Below are 19,171 nucleotides of genomic sequence, written 5' to 3'. Positions count from 1 at the left end.
GTTCTGGCCCGATGTGATCCCGATCCCGACACAGGGCGGGCATTTTGCCTACCACTGGAACGGGGCGGTCGTGGATTACGTGAAGCGGCTGGAGACTGGTGAGGTAATGGCCGTGCGTTGAAATTTCTCATTGCGATCTCGCGGCGCCCCGAAGCTTGCGATCAAGATTACAGGTCGCAAGGCGAAGGGATCGCCGTTAAGCTCATGACAATTAAGGCAAGGAACACTCATGACGGCACTTGATCGACTCCTTCAATCTTACCGCGATGCTGCCGTCACCGAACGCGAAAAGGGCACCTACTTCGAACGCCTCGCGCTGGCGTACTTCCTGAACGATCCTGTGCAGTCAGAGGAATACGAAGCCGTCTGGACCTGGGCCGATTGGGCCAAGGCAAATGGCCGTGAAGCCAAGGATGTCGGCATCGACCTGATTGCCAAGCTGCGCAACGAGGATGGGTTCGCGGCGATCCAGGCCAAGTTCTACGCCGCCGACACGCGGATCCAGAAGGCGCATATCGACAGCTTCATCTCCGCCTCGGGGAAGGAGCCGTTTCGCAGGAGGATCGTGCTCGACACGACCGAGCAGGAGTGGGGCGCGAATGCGGAAGAGATGATCCGGGGACAGGCAATCCCTGTCGTTCGGATCGGCCTGACCGATCTGCGGGAGAGCCGGATCGACTGGACGATCTTCGAGGCACGCGGCGAAATCGTCCTGGCCGCCAGAAAAACCCTGATGCCGCACCAGCGTGATGCGTTGGCACATGTCAGACAGGGCCTTGCCAAGGCGGACCGCGGCAAGATGATCATGGCCTGCGGCACGGGCAAGACCTTCACAGCCCTCAAGATCGCCGAAGATCTCGCCGGCAAGGGCAAGCGCGTGTTGTTCATGGTGCCGTCGCTGGCTCTGATGTCACAGACGGTGCGGGAATGGACCAATGATACCGAAACCCCGATCCGCGCCTTCGCCGTCTGCTCTGACGCGCATGTCGGCAAACGTCGCAAAAGCACGGATGACATTGCCGAAATCGAGATCCACGATCTGGCGTTTCCCGCCACCACGGATCCTGCCAAGGTCGCCGAAAACGCCGGGAAGGACGATCCCGAGCGGATGACGGTCATCTTCTCGACCTATCAGTCGATCGGCACCCTCACCCGAGCACAGGAAGCCGGGCTACCCTCATTCGATCTGATCATCTGCGATGAAGCGCACCGGACAACCGGAGCGACACTCGACAAGGAAGACGAGTCGAATTTCGTCAAGATCCACAGCGATCAGTACGTCGCGGGCAGGAAGCGGCTGTACATGACCGCCACGCCCAGGATCTTCGGGGACAATGTGCGCAGCAAGGCCGATGAAGTCGGCGCCGAACTGGCCTCGATGGATGATCCGGCGCTGTTTGGTGAAACCCTGTTCTACCGCGGGTTCGGCTGGGCGGTGCAGAACGGCCTGCTCACCGATTACAAGGTCATCGTGCTGGCCATGGACGAAGGTCTTGTCAGCGCGGCGGTGCAAAAGCGTCTCGGCGATGCGGGCAGCGAATTGGTGCTGGATGATGCGACCAAGATCATCGGCTGCTACAAGGCGCTTACCAAGGTCGATCTGAAGGCCGATGTCGCCGCCGACCCCCACCCGATGCGCCGCGCACTGGCTTTCGCCCGGGACATCCGCAGCTCCAAGCTGATCCGGGATGAGTTCACCGCTGTGGTCGATGAATATCTGGGCCAGGATAGCCTGCTCGACGACGATGCCCTCTCAGACCACCTGCAATGCGAGATCGAGCATGTCGATGGCACTTTCAACGCCAAGACGCGCGGCGCCCTTCTGGATTGGCTGAAGGCCGATGCCGGTGACAATGTCTGTCGCATCCTGACCAATGCCCGCTGCCTGTCCGAGGGGGTCGATGTCCCCGCCCTCGACGCCATCATGTTCCTGCACCCGCGCAAGAGCCAGATCGACGTGGTGCAATCGGTGGGCCGCGTCATGCGCAAGACCGATACCAAGAAGATGGGCTATGTCATCCTGCCCGTAGGCGTACCGGCCGGGGTGCCGCCTGAACAGGCGCTCAACGACAATGAGCGCTACCGCGTCGTATGGCAGATCCTGAACGCCCTGCGCGCCCATGACGAACGTTTCGACAGCACCATCAACAAGGCCTCCCTCGGGCAGGACATCTCCGATCAGGTCGAAATCGTGGGCATCAACGCCGACACCGAAGAACTCCGCTCGGTCACCGCCGTGGTCGACACCCTGCCCAGCAAGACCAAACCCGCGCGCTCCGGCATCGGCTCAGGCAGCGCCGGCGCGGGCGATGACGTCATCGAGGGTCCGCTCCAGACCGAGATGACCTTTTCCATCGACGAATTCTCGCGCGCCATCATGGCCAAGATCGTCAAGAAATGCGGCACCCGCGACTATTGGGAGGACTGGTCCGCCTCCATCGCCGAGATCGCCAAGAACCACATCACCCGCCTGACCGGCCTGCTGAAAGATCCCGACAGCGACGCCCGCCACGCCTTTGACGATTTCCTGGCCGAACTGCGTGATGATCTGAACGACACGATCACCGAGGGCGACGCCATCGAGATGCTCGCCCAGCACATCATCACCCGACCGGTGTTCGAGACCTTGTTCGAGGGCCACAAATTCACCGCCGAGAACCCCGTTTCGCGTGCCATGCAGCGCGTTCTCGATGTGCTGAACGAGGCCAACCTCGACAAGGAATCAAAGGACCTCGAGAAATTCTATGCCAGCGTGCGGATGCGCGCCCACGGCATCACCGATCCCCATGCCAAGCAAAAGCTGATCGTCGAGCTCTACGACAAGTTCTTCCGCCGCGCCTTCCCGCGCACCACCGAAAAGCTGGGGATCGTCTACACCCCGGTCGAGATCGTGGATTTCATCATCCACTCGGTCAACGAGATGCTGCAGGAGCATTTCGGCCAGACCCTCGGGTCCGAAGGCGTCCACATCCTCGACCCTTTCACCGGCACCGGCACCTTCATCACCCGGCTGCTGCAATCCGGCCTGATCGCGCCCGAAGAGATGGAGAGGAAGTTCCGCCACGAGATCCACGCCAACGAGATCGTGCTGCTGGCCTACTACATCGCCGCGATCAACATCGAGGCGGTCTATCACGGCATCACGGGCGGCGACTATGTGCCCTTCGAGGGCATCTGCCTGACCGACACCTTCCAGATGTACGAAAGCGACGATCTGATCTCGCACTACATGCCAGATAACTCGGAGCGGCGGAAGCGGCAGAAGGCGACGGACATTCGCGTAATCGTGGGAAACCCGCCATATTCAGTCGGGCAAACGAGCGAAGATGATAACAACGCCAACGTAGCATATGTGGGCTTGGATAGCCGCATCCGTGAGACATATGCTTTTCGATCCACTTCTACGCTAAAGAACAAGCTCTATGACAGCTATATCCGTGCAATCCGCTGGGCTTCGGATCGGATTGGCGACGCAGGAGTCGTGGCCTATGTAACTAATGCGGGGTGGGTAGATGGAAACGCGGCGGACGGGGTTCGCGCCTGTTTGGCGGAGGAGTTTACCGACCTGTACATTTTTCATCTCCGGGGGAATCAACGAACCAGTGGCAAGCGATCTCGCAAGGAGGGCGGCAAGATCTTTGGCTCGGGAAGCCGAGCCCCAATAGCCATCAGCATATTTGTCAAGAACCCGAAATCGGCAGAGCATGGACGCATCTTCTTTCACGACATCGGCGATTATCTCGCCCAAAAGCAAAAACTCTCGATTATTCAGCAGTTCGGTGCTATCGGTGGCATTTCGACTGCCAAAGCTTGGACCAGAGTTTCGCCAAACGAAAATCACGATTGGATAAACCAGAGAGACGAAAGTTTCAGCGCATTTATTCCTATGGGGGATAAAAAGAATTCGGCCCGCACTGCCTTGTTCGAAAATTATTCGTTAGGCGTCGCGACAAATCGAGATGCTTGGTGCGTGAACTTTTCTGAAGAGCAGCTGAGAACAAACATCGACATCCTCCTCTCTTATTACAATGACGAGAGGCGGCGCGTCAGTGCCATCGACGCAGGCCGAAAGGATAAAGAAATCAAGTCTGAACCCAAACGGATAAGTTGGACGGCGAATCTGAAAAAAAACCTATTAAGCGGCAGGCGTGTTTCTGCGTCTGACGGCGACTTCAGGCAGACCATATACAGACCCTTTGACCAACAGTGGCTTCACTTCAGTCGCGCGCTGAACGAGCGTGTTTATCAGATCCCTCAAATTTTTCCTGACCCGCACACTAGCAATTTGGTGATTATGATTAAGGGTAATTGGCGGCAAGAAGGTAGCCTCGCCCTAATGCTCGACAAGACGATTTGCCTTCAATCTGATGGTGGTGCGCAGTGCTTCCCACTCTACCTTTACGACCAGAAAGGCGACGAACCTGCCGGCCTGTTTGGAGACCAGCCATCCAGCCTGCAGCGGCGTGACGCCGTCACAAACGCTGGCCTGAAGCATTTCCAAGACGCCTATCCCGGCGAGACGATCACCAAGGAAGACCTCTTCTACTACGTCTACGGCCTGCTGCATTCCGAGGATTACCGCGCGAAATACGCCGATAACCTGTCCAAGGAACTGCCCCGCATCCCCCGCGTGAAAACCGCCGCCGGCTTCTGGGCCTTCAGCCGCGCGGGCCGCGAACTCGGTGACCTGCATGTGAACTATGAAACGGTCGAACCCTATCCCGTGACCTACAAGCAGGGCGACCCGCGCACATGGGTCATCAAGGACCCGGAAGCCTTCTACCGCGTCACGAAATGGGCCTTCGGCAAGAGCGGCAAGGAGAAGGACAAGACCACGGTCATCTACAATGCCAACATCACCATGACCGACGTGCCGCTTGAGGCCTACGACTACGTCGTGAACGGCAAACCCGCGCTGGAATGGGTGATGGAACGCCAGGTGGTCAAGACCGACAAGGCCAGCGGCATCGTCAACGACGCCAACCGCTACGCCATCGAGACCATGAACAACCCCGCCTACCCGCTGGAGCTGTTCCAGCGGGTCATCACCGTCAGCCTGCGAACCATGGAGATTGTCCGCCGGTTGCCGAAGCTTGAGGTGATGTGATGCGCGCGCTGATCCTGCTGGCGTCTCTGGCCATCGCCGCCCCGGCGCTGGGCCAGAGCTTTTCCTGCAGGATTGGCACCACGCCCACCTGTCTCGGGTTCGGCGAAACCGTCTGCTCCAGCAGCGGCATGTGCGTCAACCAGAACTCAGCCTGCTTCGACCGCTACCAGTGCAACTTCGAGGGCTTCACCTGCAGATCCAACGTGACGGAATGTGTGGACAGGTATGAGCGGCTTCTCAGGGAGCACAACGACCTGGTGCGTGACTACAACGCACTGCTGGCCGACCACCGGACGCTGTTGTCGACCCACAATGACCTTGTCGACGACTACAACCAGAACCTGGCGATCAACCGCCGCTTGAGGAGCGAACTGGCGGATGTCGAAACCTGCCTGATCCTCGCAAGCACGCTGGAGGCCGCCCGGCTATGCGCTCCATGATCCCCGATGGCGATTTCCGCTTCATCGCGCTGGACGTCGAAACGGCCTGCAGCGACGCGGGCAGCATCTGCCAGATCGGACTGGCCTGCGTGCTCCCGGACAACCGGATCCACACGTTCTCGACACTTGTGAACCCTGGTACCAGGTTCGACCCGTTCAACGTCCGACTTCACGGCATCGGCCCCGGTCATGTGCACGGCGAACCCCGGTTCGATGTGGTGCTTGACCATCTGTTTCCGCTGCTGTCGCGACATCATCTGGTCCAACACAGCAATTTCGACAAGCAGGCCGTGAATGCAGCTTGTCGCTCGTGTGGGATGGAGCCGCCGGATTTCCGTTGGGCGGACAGTGTCACCATCGCACGCCGAGCCTGGCCGGAACTGCTCGGCAATGGCGGTCATGGGCTGGGAAACCTGAAGAAGGTGCTGGACCTCGACTTCCACCATCACGACGCCGGCGAGGACGCGCGCGCCGCCGCAATGGTCGTCCTTCATGCTGAAGCGCACCTTGACCTGAACTTCGACGAACTGATCAAACCCGCCAGGAAGCACTATCCCGCTGCCATCACGCGCGAGGGCGATCCGGCCGGCGCACTTTCCGGCTCGGTCGTGGTGTTCACCGGCGCGCTGAGTATGTCGCGCGACGAGGCAGCGGCAATGGCCGCAGGTGTAGGTATGGACGTCAAGTCCTCGGTTACGAACAAAACGACCCATCTGGTCGTCGGCGACCAGGATCTGAATGTCCTTGCAGGCCACACGAAGAGCAGCAAGCATCGACGCGCCGAAGATATGCGGAACGCTGGCCACCCGATCCAGATCGTTGGTGAGACCGAGTTCAGGGCACTCGTGAGCAGCGTCGAGGCGAACTGATGTGCGGCCGGCGGATCACAATTTGGGCGGTAAGCGGCCACATGTCGCACTCCGTATGGGTGACTGCAATGGAGGAAAACGACACGCTGCTACCGTTGCGTCCACTCAAAGATCAGGATACTCGTAACGGGGCATCAGCGGCCTGCAATCAACCAAGTGTTGTGTTACCTGCGACACCTGCGAGAAGGTTACTTTCAACTCGCCCCGCTACATGCTGTTACGGAATTTCGAAGTTCCCTCGACGCTGGGAATGCGAGATTGCAGGTCGTTGATGCACCCATGTCGTTGAAACCCTTTACCAACCTTAGACAGATCGCCTTTGCGCTTCGCCGGAGTTATCGGAGGAAATTTTCCTACATTGCATATGGGCTTGCTCCGGGTGCGCGATATAAAGAATTCACCATACCGAAGAAGAGCGGTGGAACACGGCGCATTTGCGCACCGCGTATTGCGCTTCTCAAGTTGCAGCGTGACATCCTTCGCCTTCTGGAACACGACTATCGTCCTCGTGCTCACGTGCATGGATTTGTCGGCGGGCATCAACGCAGCATCGTGAGTAATGCGCGGCAGCATGTCGATAAGCGCTGGGTGCTAAACATAGACCTTGAAGACTACTTCGAAAGCATTCACTTCGGACGCGTTCGCGGGCGTTTGATGGCCCCGCCATACAACTACCCGGAAGAGATCGCCCAGTTCATCGCGCACATCGCTTGCTTTCAAACTGAAAAGGAGGTCGAGGGCAGCATCCGAACAACTCATGTTTTGATGCCGGGCGGTGCTCTATCACCAATACTTGCAAATATCGTTTCGGATAAACTCGATGCTGAGCTAGCTCGGTTTTGCAGGCAGCTTGGATGCACCTACACGCGATATGCCGATGACATAACCATTTCCTCCAACCGCAGGACATTTCCCGCACCAATTGGACGCTTTGCAAGTCCAGACAGCCACGATGATTTCATTCTATCCGATACCTTACAACAGAAGATTGAAGACAACGGATTTAGAATTAACCACACAAAGACCCGTCTTCTGGGCCACGCCTTTCAACAGGAAGTCACAGGGCTCGTCGTGAATGAAAAGGTCAACGTCAAGCGCAAGTTCGTTCGCGATGTCCGGGCGATGCTGCACGATTGGGAGTTCAATGGATATGTGGCGGCATCGGCGCGACACTTCGACGAGAAACGCCCTGATAGAGGCCGCCTGCCGGAACAAGAGGCCACCAACTTCGAGTGGGTGGTCCGAGGCAAGATTGAATTCATTCGGCAGGTGAAGGGATCTACCGATCAGGTCTTCCGCAGGCTAGCTGCGAGATACAACGCACTCTGTTCGGGCCAACAGTTTTCGATTCCGTTGGTCGAAGATAGCGACGTTCTAGACGCAGCCGTTTGGTATCTCGAAAATGACACAGATGGCGGATCAGTGGGCACTTGCTTCGCCGTCGCCGAGAACCTGTTTGTAACCTGCGCACATTGCCTCGGGCCAAATCTACGCATCTTCCCGCGACAAAGCCCGGCGTTCGCTTTGGAAGCGGATGAGGTAGCCCGCGACGATCACAACGACCTTGCGCTAATTCGGGTGCGAACTCCGTTGCCCGCATTTAATCCCGCAGCCACCCTGCAGATGGCCTCGGCAGCAGAAGCTAGCGCGCTCGGCATCCGATCTGCTGTGCAGGCTGCGGGCTATCCTTCGAATCTGGATAGCACGTCTCTGACGATCCGCGACACTGAGGTGACAGGGTTTTCGCGGCAAACTTTTGACGGCACGCCTACCACATCTGACAACGTGATTGCCTTGTTGTCGGGTACGTATGAGGGAATGAGTGGCGGTCCCGTGCTGTTTTCGGGAAAGGTCGTTGGCGTAGTCGTCAGAGGACCAAACGACGATGACCGGACAATCCCCTTCCTTGCGGTCAGGTCAGAGTTTGTTGATGCTATGCTCGCAGTTCACTAGCGGACATCGACGACTAGGGTGAGTGACCGGCCGCTCAGGGGGGGGCGCCCACGATGCTGCACCTGCGAAGGGGGGGTGTTGCGGATTGATTGTCGATGGTGGGGCTCTCCACGTCAAGACATTCTGTCGTTTAAGACAGGGCAGCTGAAATCCCTGAATCCGAAAAGCCACGTCTAGCGCACACTTCCCCTTCACCGGGAATCGAACTCAGTATATCTTGAAGGTCCACCACGATACGGCACGAGATATAGATGGCGCTGGACGTTCTACATTTTTATTCCGATTGCAGCAGCTATACGGGCGACCATAAGTTCGCCGTAGTCGGTGGGATCGCTGTCAAGGCGGATCTCGTCGACACGCTCGAGGCGCGGATCCAAGCGCTAAAGGGCGACATCGGGATGTCGAGCGAGTTCAAGTGGAGCTCGTACAAGGGTGGTCCGCGAAAGCGCCGGGCGTATCACGGGCTGGTCGATCTCATGTTCGACGCGATCGATCGCGACTATCTGCATTTCCACGCGCTGGTTGTCGACTTCAAGAAATTTGATCACCATCAGGAGGGTCGCGGCTCTCCCCACCAGAGCGTCAACAAGCTCTACTTCCAGCTGATGCTCCACGATGTCTGTCGGCGCTATGGCGGGAAGTGGCGGGTGCTCATGTTTCCCGACCACGGCAGCGACTCCGAACAGATCGTGCGGTTCCGGGAGGCCATATGCGCCCGAGCCTACAAGCAGTACGGCGCTCAGTATGGATCGTTGCGTGCTATCAAACCATTGGCGTCCGAGAAGATGGGGCTGCTGCAAATGGTAGACATTGCTATCGGCGCGATGGCGGCCGAACGCGAGGGCCGGTTCGTAAAACCGTGCAAGGACGAGCTGCGCGCCTACTTCATGGACAAGAGCCCGGTCAGCAACCTGGCGCTCGACACGCACAAGGACGAGCGTTGCTTCACAGTATGGAATTTCAATGGCCGGTAGGTTTAGCGCGCGACAGCCTAGCTCATGAGCAAGGCCGACATAGCCGGCTTATTCGGCTGCCGCGGGCTGATTTATAGTTATACACAACGGAAGTAAATTCAAGCCCACAGTCTATGCTGAGTCGGACATTCGAACCCTCGCTAGTGAAGGTCGGCTCTGGGCCGAACACGCCGCCCCCTCTCCATGGTTCCTCCCCGGCCCGATCCGTATACGGGGGGGCTGAGCGCGGCATTTCGCTAGCGACAGGCACTTTCACCGGGGAATCCAGGTGGAATCCACCCCGGCGGATCGCGCCGAGAATCTGACTCGATATCAGAACCTTACGCGACCGGCCCACTGGCCACGTGGCTTCCGCTGCGGAATCCAGGGAATCCAGTTGCTGGCAATCCACCCGCGCCGGAAGCCACCATCGGAAGCCACCCTCTTGAGCGAGCTTCACAGGGGTGATCAGAACGCATTGATTCAAAGTCAAAAAATGGTTTGACAAACCTGCCCCCCTTGACTCATACCTTGATCATCGAAGAATTGCGCCCGGAGGAAACCCCTCGCGGGCGCTTTTGATTTCCCCACATCGCGGATCCCGATCCTGACACTGGCATCGCCCCGCGTGCGCATCGGCGCATCCGCCCTGCCCCACCACGAGAACTGTCCATGGACCTCGTCTTCGCGCCGAGCCAGATCGAGACTTGGCCGATCGACCGGCTGCGCCCCTATGCCCGCAATGCCAAGATGCATGGCGATGATCAGGTGGCCAAGATCGCCGCCAGCATGGCCAAGTTCGGCTGGACCGTGCCCTGCATGGTTGCAGACGACGGCGAATTGATCGCGGGACATGGCCGGGTGCTGGCCGCCACCATGCTCGGGCTGACCGAGGTGCCGGTGATCCGGCTCAGCCATCTCGACGAGGCCGAACGCCGCGCCTATCGCATCGCTGACAACAAGCTCACAGAACTCGGCGAGTGGGACGAGGCATTGTTGCGCGACGAGATCGCAGGGCTGCTGGCGGAGGATTTCGACCTGTCGCTGCTTGGCATCAGCGATGATGACCTCGATGCGCTGCTGCGCGACCCCGATGCGCTGGGCGGCGATGGTCCGGTCGAGGGCGAGGACGATGTTCCCGAGCTGCCGGTCACGCCGGTGTCGGCACAGGGCGACCTCTGGCAGCTGGGCGCGCACCGGCTGATCTGCGGCGACAGCACCGCGACCGATGTGGTGGGCCGCCTGCTCGGTGATGTGCGCCCTCTGCTGATGGTCACCGATCCGCCCTATGGCGTGGAGTATGACCCCTCCTGGCGCAACCAGGCGGGCGCGGCGAAGACGAAACGCACCGGCAAGGTACTCAACGACGACCGCGCCGACTGGCACGAGGCCTGGGCGCTGTTCCCCGGCGATGTCGCCTATGTCTGGCATGGGGCGCTGCACGCAGCTACCGTGGCCGACAGCCTGGTGGCCGCAGGCTTCGTCATCCGGTCGCAGATCATCTGGGCCAAGGACCGGCTGGTCCTCAGCCGCGGCGATTACCACTGGCAGCACGAACCCTGCTGGTATGCCGTGCGCGTCAGGGGCAAGGGCCATTGGGCCGGGGACCGCAAGCAGACGACGCTGTGGCAGATCGCCAACCGGGATCAGGATGCTGACACGGTACATGGCACGCAGAAGCCGGTCGAATGCATGCGCCGCCCGATCCTGAACAATTCCAGCCCCGGCCAGGCGGTCTATGAACCCTTCATGGGATCCGGCACGACCCTGATCGCGGCCGAGACCGCAGGCCGTGTCTGCCTCGGCGTCGAGTTGAACCCGGCCTATGTCGATGTGGCCATCGAGCGCTGGCAAGTTTTCACGGGTCAGGAGGCGATGCTGGCGGAGACCGGCGAGAGCTTCGCCGCCCTGAAAGCCCAGCGGCACGCGGCATGACGATGCACCTGCGCCCGAGCCAGATCGCGTTCTGGCCGCTGGATCGGCTCAAGCCCTATGCGCGCAATGCGAAGACCCACGATGCGCATCAGGTGGCGAAGATCGCCGCCAGCATGGCCGAGTTCGGCTGGACCGTCCCCTGCCTCGTCGCGGGCGACGGCGAGTTGATCGCGGGCCACGGCCGCGTCCTTGCCGCTGCGCAGCTCGGGCTGGCCGAGGCGCCGGTCATCGTGCTGGACCATCTCACTGAGGCGCAACGGCGGGCTTATCGCATCGCGGACAACAAGTTGACCGAGATGGGCGGCTGGGATGACGCCCTGCTGCTCGAGGAACTGCGCGGGCTCTTGGCCGAGGATTTCGACCTCGGGCTGATCGGGATCCCCGAGGATGAGCTGGACGCGCTGCTGCACGATGCCGACGATGATCGCGCGCCCATCGATGACAACACGGCCGACACCATTCCCGAGGTCCCGGCCGACCCGATCACCCGGCCGGGCGACATTTGGGCGCTGGGCGATCACCGGCTGATCTGCGGCGATGCCACCGACTCTGCCGTGGTAGCGCGGCTGATGGACGGGGCGCAGGCGTCGCTGATGTTCACCTCGCCACCCTATGCGCAGCAGCGCGACTATGGCGTGGCGAAGGAGAAAGTCGGCGATTGGGACGCGCTGATGCAGGGTGTGTTTACCGCCGCGCCGGTCACCGCCGATGCCCAGCTGCTGGTGAACCTCGGCCTCGTCCATCGCGACGGCGAGTGGATCCCGTATTGGGAAGGCTGGGTCGACTGGATGCGCACGCAGGGCTGGCGGCGCTTCGGCTGGTACGTGTGGGACCAGGGGCCGGGCCTGCCCGGCGACTGGAACGGGCGGCTGGCTCCGTCGCACGAGTTCATCTTCCACTTCAACCGCCAGCCCCGGAAGCCCAACAAGACGGTCGAGAGCAAGCACGCGGGCGAGACCCTCGGCGGCGGCGGTCTGCGCAACACCGAAGGCGAGGTCAGAGCCAAGACCGGCACTGGCAACGCGATCCAGAGCCACCGCATCCCGGACTCTGTGTTCCGCATCATGCGCCACAAAGGGGGCTTGGGCGCCGCTGGCGCGCACCCGGCCGTGTTCCCGGTCGCGCTGGTCGAGGCAGTTCTGGAGGCCTTCACCGACCCGGGCGAGTTGGTGTTCGAGCCCTTCTGCGGTTCTGGCACCCAGTTGATTGCGGCCGAGCGCACAGGGCGGCGCTGCTCTGCGGTGGAACTGGACCCGGTCTATTGTGACGTGGCAGTCCGGCGGTGGGAGATGGCGACCGGGCGATCGGCCCACCGGATCACCGAACAGGAGGAGGTCAGGAAACCGGCGCGCCGGTCGAGGAAGCGGGGATGACGCAGTCGCGCCGCATGTCGCTGGTCGAGGCTGTCACCAATGTCGCCGTGGGCTACGCGCTGGCCGTCGCGACGCAGATCGTGGTGTTCCCATGGTTCGGCCTGCACCCCAACCTCGGTGAGAACCTGGCGCTGGGCGGGGTCTTCACCGTTATCTCCCTGATCAGGGGATACGCCTTGCGCAGGCTGTTCGAACGCTGGCGGGTAGCCTGAGCGGATCGCTGGCGTGTCCATGCGGCGGCTGGTAATGTCGATCCATGTCCGAAGGCTGGCAGCATATCGAGATCACCGATCACGGCACCATCGTTGTCCTGCGTCCGGTTTCGGACGAGGGGCGGGCATGGCTCGAAGAGAATGTCGGCGAGCCGGGGCCGGGCGGAGTCTACAGCTGCGAGCCACGCATGGCGCAAGACATCCTGCAGGCGGCCGCCCGCGATCTGCTGTCGTGGCAATGAGCAACCGCCGCCCTTGCGGGGCGGCGGATTGGCAAGGTAGGCCGGACCAGCTCAGGCGGTCAGCTTGTAGACGGTCCCCCTGCCCTCGACCTTCTCAGAAGTGACAGGCAGGCCCAGCTTCTTCTTGAGCGCGCCGGAGATGGCACCCCTCGCGGTGTGAGCTTGCCACGACGTCGCCTCGACGATCTCGGCGATGGACGCACCCTCGGGCCGCTGCAGCAGAGCGATGATCTGCGCCTGCTTGGTGCCCGCGCGAATGGCGACGGGCTTGGGCGCATCGGCATCGCCGGCGGTCGGCGCCGGTTCCGCATCCGTTTGCGGCTTCACTTTCCGCGCATCAGCGACGGCGCTCGCCGCCACCGGTTCAATCCCAATCGCTTCCAGCCCGGCCTCGGTGGCGATCAGCGTGGTGCCATGGCCATCGCCGGTCTCGCGCCAGAGCGGCTCGCCCTTGCGCATGTCGGCATCGACCTCCTCCAGCCAACCGCGCGTGATCATCGCAGTGACGGCCTTCTGCGCGGCGGCGCCATGCAGACCTTCGGGCAGCGGCATGGCCAGATTGCCGGGGCGTGTGGCCGCGCGGCTGAGGATGATGGTCTGGGTATCGGTGAGTTTGGGCATTGTCGCCTCCTGTCGTGATGAGGATTTCGGGAACAGGGGTTGCGTCAGTCACTCTCGGCCATGCTTGCCGCGATGGCGAAATGCTGCACCCAGCCAGTCAGATATGGCAGGCCTTCAGGGATGCCCTCGTCGCGCTCAAGCTGGCGCGAGATGCGCCAGTCCTGCCATGTGCGGATCGCGGATCTGATCGCTGTCTCGCTATCGATCTTGCAGCCCACCATGTTGCCGACGACATCATCGGCGAAATGGCGACCCATGCGGCTGTCAAGAAAGTCGCGGATGCCGATCATCTCTTCCTCGGTGGTGGCGCGGATGGCCTTGGCGATCAGGGTCGAGGCCAGCACCCAGACCTCCACGCTGCGCCGGTCGCGCTCGGGGCAAGTCGTCAGAGTGCCGAAAAATCCGTGGTCAGGGTTGCGGCTGGGCAGGATGGCAGGCGCGGTCATGGCTGGGGCTCCTTGGGGTGAGTCGCATCGTTTCCGTGAGACAACCATCGCTCTTTGGTGCCGATTATCGTAGGCAAATCTGAGCAATATCAGTGATTTACAATCACGCCGCGCTGGTTCAGAAAATCCGATCCGGATCGATCAGCGCCGCCTGTTCGGCCTCGTGCCGCTGGGCGGCGTCAGGCGGGTCGCGACGAGCATTGACGAGCGCGACAAACAGCGCGCGGGCGACGGTTGCGACCTCGTCGGCCCCGGCGCTGGTCAGGTTGGCATCGTGGATGGCAATGGCCTCGCCCAGATCAGTCAGGGCATAGAGGGTCGCGAATTCGGCGTCGGACGGATCACAGGTCTCGGTGTCGCGGTCGTCAGGGCTGATCGCCACGCTGCGGCAGAAGCGCAGATCGAAACCGATGGCGCAGTTGCGGCGAACGACATGGTCGAGGGTTTCGCCTTCGGAGAGGCAATTCAGGGACAGATCAGGCATGACAGGCACCTTTCGGGTTTGGGGGATCACTCAGCATCGGGATTGACCTCGACCCACACGCCGCCCAGCCAGAGATAGAGATGGCAGAACTGGCGCGTCGGGCGCGGCAGGAGGATCGGGTCTCGGGGATTGTCGAAGGCTTCGATCTCAGCAGCCCGCACCTGCCGGATTTCGCGGGCGGCCAGAATGTCCTCGGGCGTCCAAGGGGCCAGCGCAGGCAGCATGTGCGAGGGGTAGCCGTCATAATGCACATAGGTGTGGGCCCATTCATCGGGTCCGATCTGAATGGCGATCTGCGCGCGGGTGCTCATAATGGACTCCTTGATGCAGGGTTTTGCGCAGGCTCAGATCAGCCCGTGCTGTTTCAGGACCGCGACAACATCCGCCAGTTCGATGGTCAGGCAGTCGATCCCGACCCGGCCGACCATCTCGAAAACCTCGGCATTCAGGTTCACGTCATTGAGGTGGCGCTGCAGCGTGGCGGTGCTCATGGCCTGCACGAGGCGGGTGCGGTCGATGAAGATGCGGGTCGTGTCGGAGGGGATGGCGATGGTCATGGTCTGGTCCTTTCTGGCGGTGTGTCCGGTGCGCGATGCACTTGTTTCCTTGATGTCAGACTCGCTCCATCCGGGAGTGTAATCAACTGAATAAGCAGCGCATTTTCGTTTAATTCCAATATCTTGAGGATCTCCACAAAGCCATGGAAGGTATGTCCGAGCGCGCCTATGCCGCCCATTCCGGCCTCTCGCGCGGGGCGGTGCAGAAGGCGCGCAAGAACGGGCGGCTGGTGCTCTTCGCCGACGGGTCGATCAACGCGGCGGCCTCGGATGCGCGGCGGGGCGCGATGACCGATCCGGACCAGCAGATGCGCTCGCGCGGTGGTGGCGAGGGGATGATCAGCGGGCCGGGAGAGACCGCGTCCTACATCAAGGCGCGCACGCTGCTGACAGTCTATTCCGCCCAGGACAAGCAGATCGCGGTCCAGAAGAAGAAGGGCGTGCTGGTCGACCGCGCGCGCGCCGAGACGCTGGTGTTTCGCCTCGCGCGCCAGGAGCGCGATACATGGGTCACCTGGCCCACCCGCGTGGCCGCGCTGATGGCCGCGCAATTGTCCGCAGAGATGGAGAAGGCATCGGGGGTGCCCGTGACGATCGAGACTGCGATCCTGCAGAAGGTGCTGGAAACCCATGTCCGAGAGCAGCTCGACGCCCTTGCCGACCTCCGGGTCAGCATTGCATGAAGGAGAAGACGATCACGACCTGACCGAGGGGCTCGATCTCGGCTTTGACGGGGCCGAGGACATCCTGCGCGCGTGGCGGCGGGGCATGCGGCCCGATGCCGATCTCACCGTGTCGGAATGGGCGGATGCGCATCGCTGGCTGTCGTCGCGCGCCTCGGCAGAACCGGGGCGGTACCGCACCGCGCGCACGCCCTATCTGCGCTCCATCATGGATGCGCTGTCTCCGAGCCACCCGGCGCAGCGGATCAGCTTCATGAAGGCCGCACAGGTCGGGGCCACGGAAGCGGGCAACAACTGGATCGGCTTCGTGATCCACCACGCGCCAGGGCCGATGCTGGCGGTGCTGCCCACGGTCGAGATGGCGAAACGCACATCGCGGGGCCGGATCGATCCGCTGATCGAGGACAGCCCGGCGCTGAAGGAACGGGTCAGCCCCGCCCGCTCGCGCGATGCCGGCAACTCGATGCTGTCGAAGGAATTCCCGGGCGGCATTCTGGTGCTGACCGGGGCGAACTCGGCCACGGGCCTGCGCTCGATGCCCGCGCGCTATGTGTTCCTCGACGAGGTCGATGCCTATCCGGTCTCGGCCGACGAGGAAGGCGATCCGGTCACGCTGGCCGAAGCGCGGACCACCACTTTCGCGCATCGGCGCAAGGTGTTCATGGTCTCGACCCCGACGATCCGCGGGCTGAGCCGGATCGAGCGGGAGTTCGAGGCCAGCGATCAGCGGCGCTACTTCGTGCCCTGCCCGCATTGCGGCCACAGGCAATGGCTGCAGTTTGAGCGGCTTCGCTGGGCGAAGGGAAAGCCGGAAACGGCCGCGTACCATTGTGAGGGCTGCGAACGCCCCATCGCCGAGCACCACAAGACCGGGATGCTCGCGCGCGGCGAATGGCGCGCGACCGCCGTTGCGACGGATCCGACCGCCATCGGCTTCCACCTCTCGGCGCTCTATTCGCCAATCGGCTGGAAGAGCTGGGAGCAGATCGCGCGCGACTGGCTCGCGGCCCAGGGCTCGGACGAAATGCTGCGCGCCGCGCGCAACACGCTCCTGGGCGAGACATGGGTGGAAAGCGGCGAGGCGCCCGAATGGCAGCGGCTGGCGGATCGGCGCGTGACGTTCCCGGCGCAGATCCCCGCAGGCGGTCTGTTCCTGACCGCCGGGGCGGATGTGCAAAAGGACCGGATCGAGGTCGATGTCTGGGCCTGGGGGCGGGGTTTGGAAAGCTGGCTTGTCGATCACATCGTCATTCCGGGCGGGCCGGATGATCCGGCCTGCTGGGACAGGCTGACTGCGCTACTGGGCCAGACATGGCAGCATGAGAACGGCGCGATCATGACGCTGGCGAAGTTGGCGATCGACACCGGCTACGAGTCGGCGGCCGTCTATGCCTGGTCCCGCAAGCAGGGGATTGCGCAGGTGGCGCCCGTGAAGGGGCTCGAAGGGTTCAACCGGGCGACGCCCGTCTCGGGGCCGACCTTCGTCGATGCGACGGTGAACGGTCGGAAACTGAAACGCGGGGCGCGGCTCTGGACGGTAGCCACGGCCACCTTCAAGGCGGAGACCTATCGTTATCTGCGCATCGAGCGGCCGCCCGAGCCAGACGCCCCCGCAGCGGCAGGCACGATCCACCTGCCTGACTGGGTCGACAGCGAATGGCTGAAACAGCTGGTGGCCGAGCAGCTGGTCACGATCCGCGACCGGCGCGGCTATGCCCGCCAGGAATGGCAGAAGCTGCGCGAGCGCAACGAGGCGCTCGACACAAGGGTCTATGCCCGGGCCGCTGCATGGATCCTCGGCGCGGACCGCTTCGACGAGCGGATGTGGCGGCAGCTGGAGAAGCAGGCAGGCGTGGAAACCACAGCGGCAACGGCGAAACCCGAAACTGCACCGACAACCGAACCACAGGCCGGGCGCATCACTGCTCCCCGGCGGCGCGGCTGGAAGATCAGCACGCCCCGATACATGGAATGACCGGAACACCGATGACCCTCGATGATCTCAAGGCCCGCCACACCGCCCTGCTGGCTGCGCGCTACAGCGGCACGCGGTCGGTCAGCTATGACGGCAAGAGCATCAATTATGGCTCGGACACGGAACTGGCCGCCGCCATTGCCGATGTCGAGCGCCGGATCGCCGTGCTGGAACGCACCAGTCGGCGCGTCTTGCGCCCCTTCGCCGTGAAGGACCTGTGATGAACTGGCGGCAGCGCCTCGGGGCCTTCATCGGCGGGTTCGATGCTGGCCAGCATCATCGGCGCCTGCGCGGGTTCCGCGCGACGCGGGCCCATGTCAACGCGCTGATCGCCGCCGCCGGGCCCGACATCACCGCCCGCGCCCGCTGGCTGGTGCGCAACAACGGCTATGCCGCGAATGCGGTCGAGAGCTGGGCGGCCAACACTGTGGGCGACGGGATCAAGCCCATCTCGAAGATCGGGGATGCCGGGCGCAAGGAAGAGCTGCAGGGCCTCTGGTTCGCCTGGACCGACGAGGCGGATGCCGAGGCCCTGACGGACTTCTACGGGCTGCAGCGCCGTGCGGCCCGCGAGGTGTTCATCGCGGGCGAGGTGTTCTTCCGGATCCGCATGCGCCGCGCAGGCGACGGGCTGACGGTCCCGCTGCAACTGCAGATGTTGCCTGCCGAGATGCTGCCGCTCGAGCAGACCGGGACGGCGGCCAATGGCAACGCCATCCGCCAGGGGATCGAATTCGACCGCATCGGTCGGCGCGTGGCCTATCACTTCCTGCGCCGCCATCCGGGCGACAGCACCGATCCGGGGCTGGCGGGCGAGGTGGTGCGCGTGCCGGCATCGGAGGTCATCCATGTCATCGACCCGGTCGAGGGAGGTCAGTTGCGCGGCGTGTCGAAACTGGCGCCGGCCATCGTGAAGCTGTTCCTGCTCGATCAGTATGACGATGCCGAACTCGACCGCAAAAAGGTCGCGGCGATGTACGCGATGTTCGTGACCTCGCCCGCGCCGGAGAACCCGCTGGCGCCTGCCGAAGATGACGAGGTTCCTGATGGGGTGGAAATCAGCCCCGGTCAGATCGTGCGGCTCGATCCGGGCGAGGACGTGACGGTGGGCCAGCCCGCCGACAGCGGCGCGACCTACGAGCCGTTCCAGTACCGGACGCTGCTGCAAATCTCGGCCGCGCTGGGCATCCCCTATCCCTATCTCGCCAACGACATGGTGAAGGGCAACTTCTCGAACTCGCGCCTCGCCCTGATCGAGTTCCGCCGCCGCGTCTCGGCCTGGCAGCATTCGGTCATGGTCTGGCAGCTCTGCCGCCCGGTC

At 62.4% G+C, this 19,171-nt stretch carries 18 protein-coding genes; 13 read left to right on the top strand and 5 right to left on the bottom strand.

Annotated features, from left to right (window positions below):
* The first annotated feature begins 229 nt into the window (after window positions 1-229).
* From DQ229_RS07180 to DQ229_RS07140, 9 genes are all read left to right on the top strand, one after another.
* Window positions 230-5,107 carry a DEAD/DEAH box helicase gene (locus DQ229_RS07180; RefSeq protein ID WP_114965592.1) on the top strand — a complete coding sequence of 1,626 codons (4,878 nt, stop codon included), beginning with the start codon at window positions 230-232 and terminating at the stop codon, window positions 5,105-5,107.
* Window positions 5,107-5,547, top strand: a complete 441-nt coding sequence (locus DQ229_RS07175; RefSeq protein WP_238380991.1) for a hypothetical protein — start codon at window positions 5,107-5,109, stop codon at window positions 5,545-5,547. The genes DQ229_RS07180 and DQ229_RS07175 overlap by 1 nt, the downstream gene beginning before the upstream one ends.
* Window positions 5,535-6,416 carry an exonuclease domain-containing protein gene (locus DQ229_RS07170; RefSeq protein WP_114965590.1) on the top strand — a complete coding sequence of 294 codons (882 nt, stop codon included), beginning with the start codon at window positions 5,535-5,537 and terminating at the stop codon, window positions 6,414-6,416. The genes DQ229_RS07175 and DQ229_RS07170 overlap by 13 nt, the downstream gene beginning before the upstream one ends.
* 279 nt (window positions 6,417-6,695) lie before the next feature.
* Window positions 6,696-8,369, top strand: coding sequence for a reverse transcriptase domain-containing protein (locus tag DQ229_RS07165; protein WP_114965589.1), 1,674 nt, complete (start codon window positions 6,696-6,698; stop codon window positions 8,367-8,369).
* Window positions 8,370-8,620: 251 nt separating this feature from the next.
* Window positions 8,621-9,343, top strand: coding sequence for a DUF3800 domain-containing protein (locus DQ229_RS07160; protein WP_114965588.1), 723 nt, complete (start codon window positions 8,621-8,623; stop codon window positions 9,341-9,343).
* A gap of 651 nt (window positions 9,344-9,994) precedes the next feature.
* The gene (locus tag DQ229_RS07155) at window positions 9,995-11,257 is read left to right on the top strand and encodes a site-specific DNA-methyltransferase (protein ID WP_114965587.1); all 1,263 of its coding nucleotides are present in this window, start codon (window positions 9,995-9,997) and stop codon (window positions 11,255-11,257) included.
* Window positions 11,254-12,630 carry a site-specific DNA-methyltransferase gene (locus DQ229_RS07150; RefSeq protein ID WP_114965586.1) on the top strand — a complete coding sequence of 459 codons (1,377 nt, stop codon included), beginning with the start codon at window positions 11,254-11,256 and terminating at the stop codon, window positions 12,628-12,630. Before DQ229_RS07155 ends, DQ229_RS07150 begins: the two co-directional genes overlap by 4 nt.
* Window positions 12,627-12,842, top strand: a complete 216-nt coding sequence (locus DQ229_RS07145) for a DUF7220 family protein (protein ID WP_114965585.1) — start codon at window positions 12,627-12,629, stop codon at window positions 12,840-12,842. The genes DQ229_RS07150 and DQ229_RS07145 overlap by 4 nt, the downstream gene beginning before the upstream one ends.
* A gap of 44 nt (window positions 12,843-12,886) precedes the next feature.
* Window positions 12,887-13,084, top strand: a complete 198-nt coding sequence (locus DQ229_RS07140; RefSeq protein WP_114965584.1) for a hypothetical protein — start codon at window positions 12,887-12,889, stop codon at window positions 13,082-13,084.
* A 51-nt stretch (window positions 13,085-13,135) separates the two neighbouring features.
* Here the strand turns inward: DQ229_RS07140 and DQ229_RS07135 are convergent, their stop codons facing one another.
* From DQ229_RS07135 to DQ229_RS07115, 5 genes are all read right to left on the bottom strand, one after another.
* Window positions 13,136-13,705: a DUF3489 domain-containing protein gene (locus DQ229_RS07135; RefSeq protein WP_114965583.1), complete on the bottom strand. Its 570-nt coding sequence runs from the start codon at window positions 13,703-13,705 to the stop codon at window positions 13,136-13,138.
* A gap of 44 nt (window positions 13,706-13,749) precedes the next feature.
* The gene (locus DQ229_RS07130; protein WP_114965582.1) at window positions 13,750-14,151 is read right to left on the bottom strand and encodes a hypothetical protein; all 402 of its coding nucleotides are present in this window, start codon (window positions 14,149-14,151) and stop codon (window positions 13,750-13,752) included.
* Between the two features lie 118 nt (window positions 14,152-14,269).
* A complete protein-coding gene (locus DQ229_RS07125) occupies window positions 14,270-14,635 on the bottom strand; it encodes a hypothetical protein (protein WP_114965581.1) in 366 nt (121 codons plus the stop codon).
* Between the two features lie 26 nt (window positions 14,636-14,661).
* Window positions 14,662-14,946, bottom strand: coding sequence for a hypothetical protein (locus DQ229_RS07120; protein WP_114965580.1), 285 nt, complete (start codon window positions 14,944-14,946; stop codon window positions 14,662-14,664).
* Between the two features lie 33 nt (window positions 14,947-14,979).
* Window positions 14,980-15,192, bottom strand: coding sequence for a hypothetical protein (locus DQ229_RS07115; protein WP_114965579.1), 213 nt, complete (start codon window positions 15,190-15,192; stop codon window positions 14,980-14,982).
* Window positions 15,193-15,335: 143 nt separating this feature from the next.
* Between DQ229_RS07115 and DQ229_RS07110 the strand changes: the two genes are divergently transcribed.
* The 4 genes from DQ229_RS07110 to DQ229_RS07095 form a co-directional block, all read left to right on the top strand.
* Window positions 15,336-15,875 (top strand): hypothetical protein, encoded by a 540-nt coding sequence (locus DQ229_RS07110; RefSeq protein ID WP_114965578.1) that lies wholly within the window; start codon window positions 15,336-15,338, stop codon window positions 15,873-15,875.
* Window positions 15,823-17,850 (top strand): phage terminase large subunit family protein, encoded by a 2,028-nt coding sequence (locus tag DQ229_RS07105; RefSeq protein ID WP_114965577.1) that lies wholly within the window; start codon window positions 15,823-15,825, stop codon window positions 17,848-17,850. The genes DQ229_RS07110 and DQ229_RS07105 overlap by 53 nt, the downstream gene beginning before the upstream one ends.
* A gap of 11 nt (window positions 17,851-17,861) precedes the next feature.
* Window positions 17,862-18,071: a phage head-tail joining protein gene (locus DQ229_RS07100; protein ID WP_114965576.1), complete on the top strand. Its 210-nt coding sequence runs from the start codon at window positions 17,862-17,864 to the stop codon at window positions 18,069-18,071.
* On the top strand, window positions 18,071-19,171 hold a 1,101-nt coding region (locus DQ229_RS07095), incomplete at its 3' end, for a phage portal protein (RefSeq protein WP_114965575.1). The genes DQ229_RS07100 and DQ229_RS07095, both read left to right, overlap by 1 nt.

This window comes from Alkalilacustris brevis, assembly GCF_003350345.1.
Lineage (GTDB): Bacteria > Pseudomonadota > Alphaproteobacteria > Rhodobacterales > Rhodobacteraceae > Alkalilacustris > Alkalilacustris brevis.
The sequence above is the reverse complement of the archived record's forward strand: the minus strand, read 5'-3'. Positions and strand labels throughout refer to the sequence as shown.

What these genes read in the sequence shown, in the direction of transcription:
- DQ229_RS07135 (WP_114965583.1), bottom strand. Translation starts at nt 13,705, where the DNA reads ATGCCCAAACTCACCGATACCCAGACCATCATCCTCAGCCGCGCGGCC.
- DQ229_RS07180 (WP_114965592.1), top strand. Translation starts at nt 230, where the DNA reads ATGACGGCACTTGATCGACTCCTTCAATCTTACCGCGATGCTGCCGTC.
- DQ229_RS07160 (WP_114965588.1), top strand. Translation starts at nt 8,621, where the DNA reads ATGGCGCTGGACGTTCTACATTTTTATTCCGATTGCAGCAGCTATACG.
- DQ229_RS07165 (WP_114965589.1), top strand. Translation starts at nt 6,696, where the DNA reads ATGTCGTTGAAACCCTTTACCAACCTTAGACAGATCGCCTTTGCGCTT.
- DQ229_RS07100 (WP_114965576.1), top strand. Translation starts at nt 17,862, where the DNA reads ATGACCCTCGATGATCTCAAGGCCCGCCACACCGCCCTGCTGGCTGCG.
- DQ229_RS07105 (WP_114965577.1), top strand. Translation starts at nt 15,823, where the DNA reads ATGTCCGAGAGCAGCTCGACGCCCTTGCCGACCTCCGGGTCAGCATTG.
- DQ229_RS07125 (WP_114965581.1), bottom strand. Translation starts at nt 14,635, where the DNA reads ATGCCTGATCTGTCCCTGAATTGCCTCTCCGAAGGCGAAACCCTCGAC.
- DQ229_RS07140 (WP_114965584.1), top strand. Translation starts at nt 12,887, where the DNA reads ATGTCCGAAGGCTGGCAGCATATCGAGATCACCGATCACGGCACCATC.
- DQ229_RS07170 (WP_114965590.1), top strand. Translation starts at nt 5,535, where the DNA reads ATGCGCTCCATGATCCCCGATGGCGATTTCCGCTTCATCGCGCTGGAC.
- DQ229_RS07130 (WP_114965582.1), bottom strand. Translation starts at nt 14,151, where the DNA reads ATGACCGCGCCTGCCATCCTGCCCAGCCGCAACCCTGACCACGGATTT.
- DQ229_RS07145 (WP_114965585.1), top strand. Translation starts at nt 12,627, where the DNA reads ATGACGCAGTCGCGCCGCATGTCGCTGGTCGAGGCTGTCACCAATGTC.
- DQ229_RS07110 (WP_114965578.1), top strand. Translation starts at nt 15,336, where the DNA reads ATGGAAGGTATGTCCGAGCGCGCCTATGCCGCCCATTCCGGCCTCTCG.
- DQ229_RS07115 (WP_114965579.1), bottom strand. Translation starts at nt 15,192, where the DNA reads ATGACCATCGCCATCCCCTCCGACACGACCCGCATCTTCATCGACCGC.
- DQ229_RS07150 (WP_114965586.1), top strand. Translation starts at nt 11,254, where the DNA reads ATGACGATGCACCTGCGCCCGAGCCAGATCGCGTTCTGGCCGCTGGAT.
- DQ229_RS07175 (WP_238380991.1), top strand. Translation starts at nt 5,107, where the DNA reads ATGCGCGCGCTGATCCTGCTGGCGTCTCTGGCCATCGCCGCCCCGGCG.
- DQ229_RS07155 (WP_114965587.1), top strand. Translation starts at nt 9,995, where the DNA reads ATGGACCTCGTCTTCGCGCCGAGCCAGATCGAGACTTGGCCGATCGAC.
- DQ229_RS07120 (WP_114965580.1), bottom strand. Translation starts at nt 14,946, where the DNA reads ATGAGCACCCGCGCGCAGATCGCCATTCAGATCGGACCCGATGAATGG.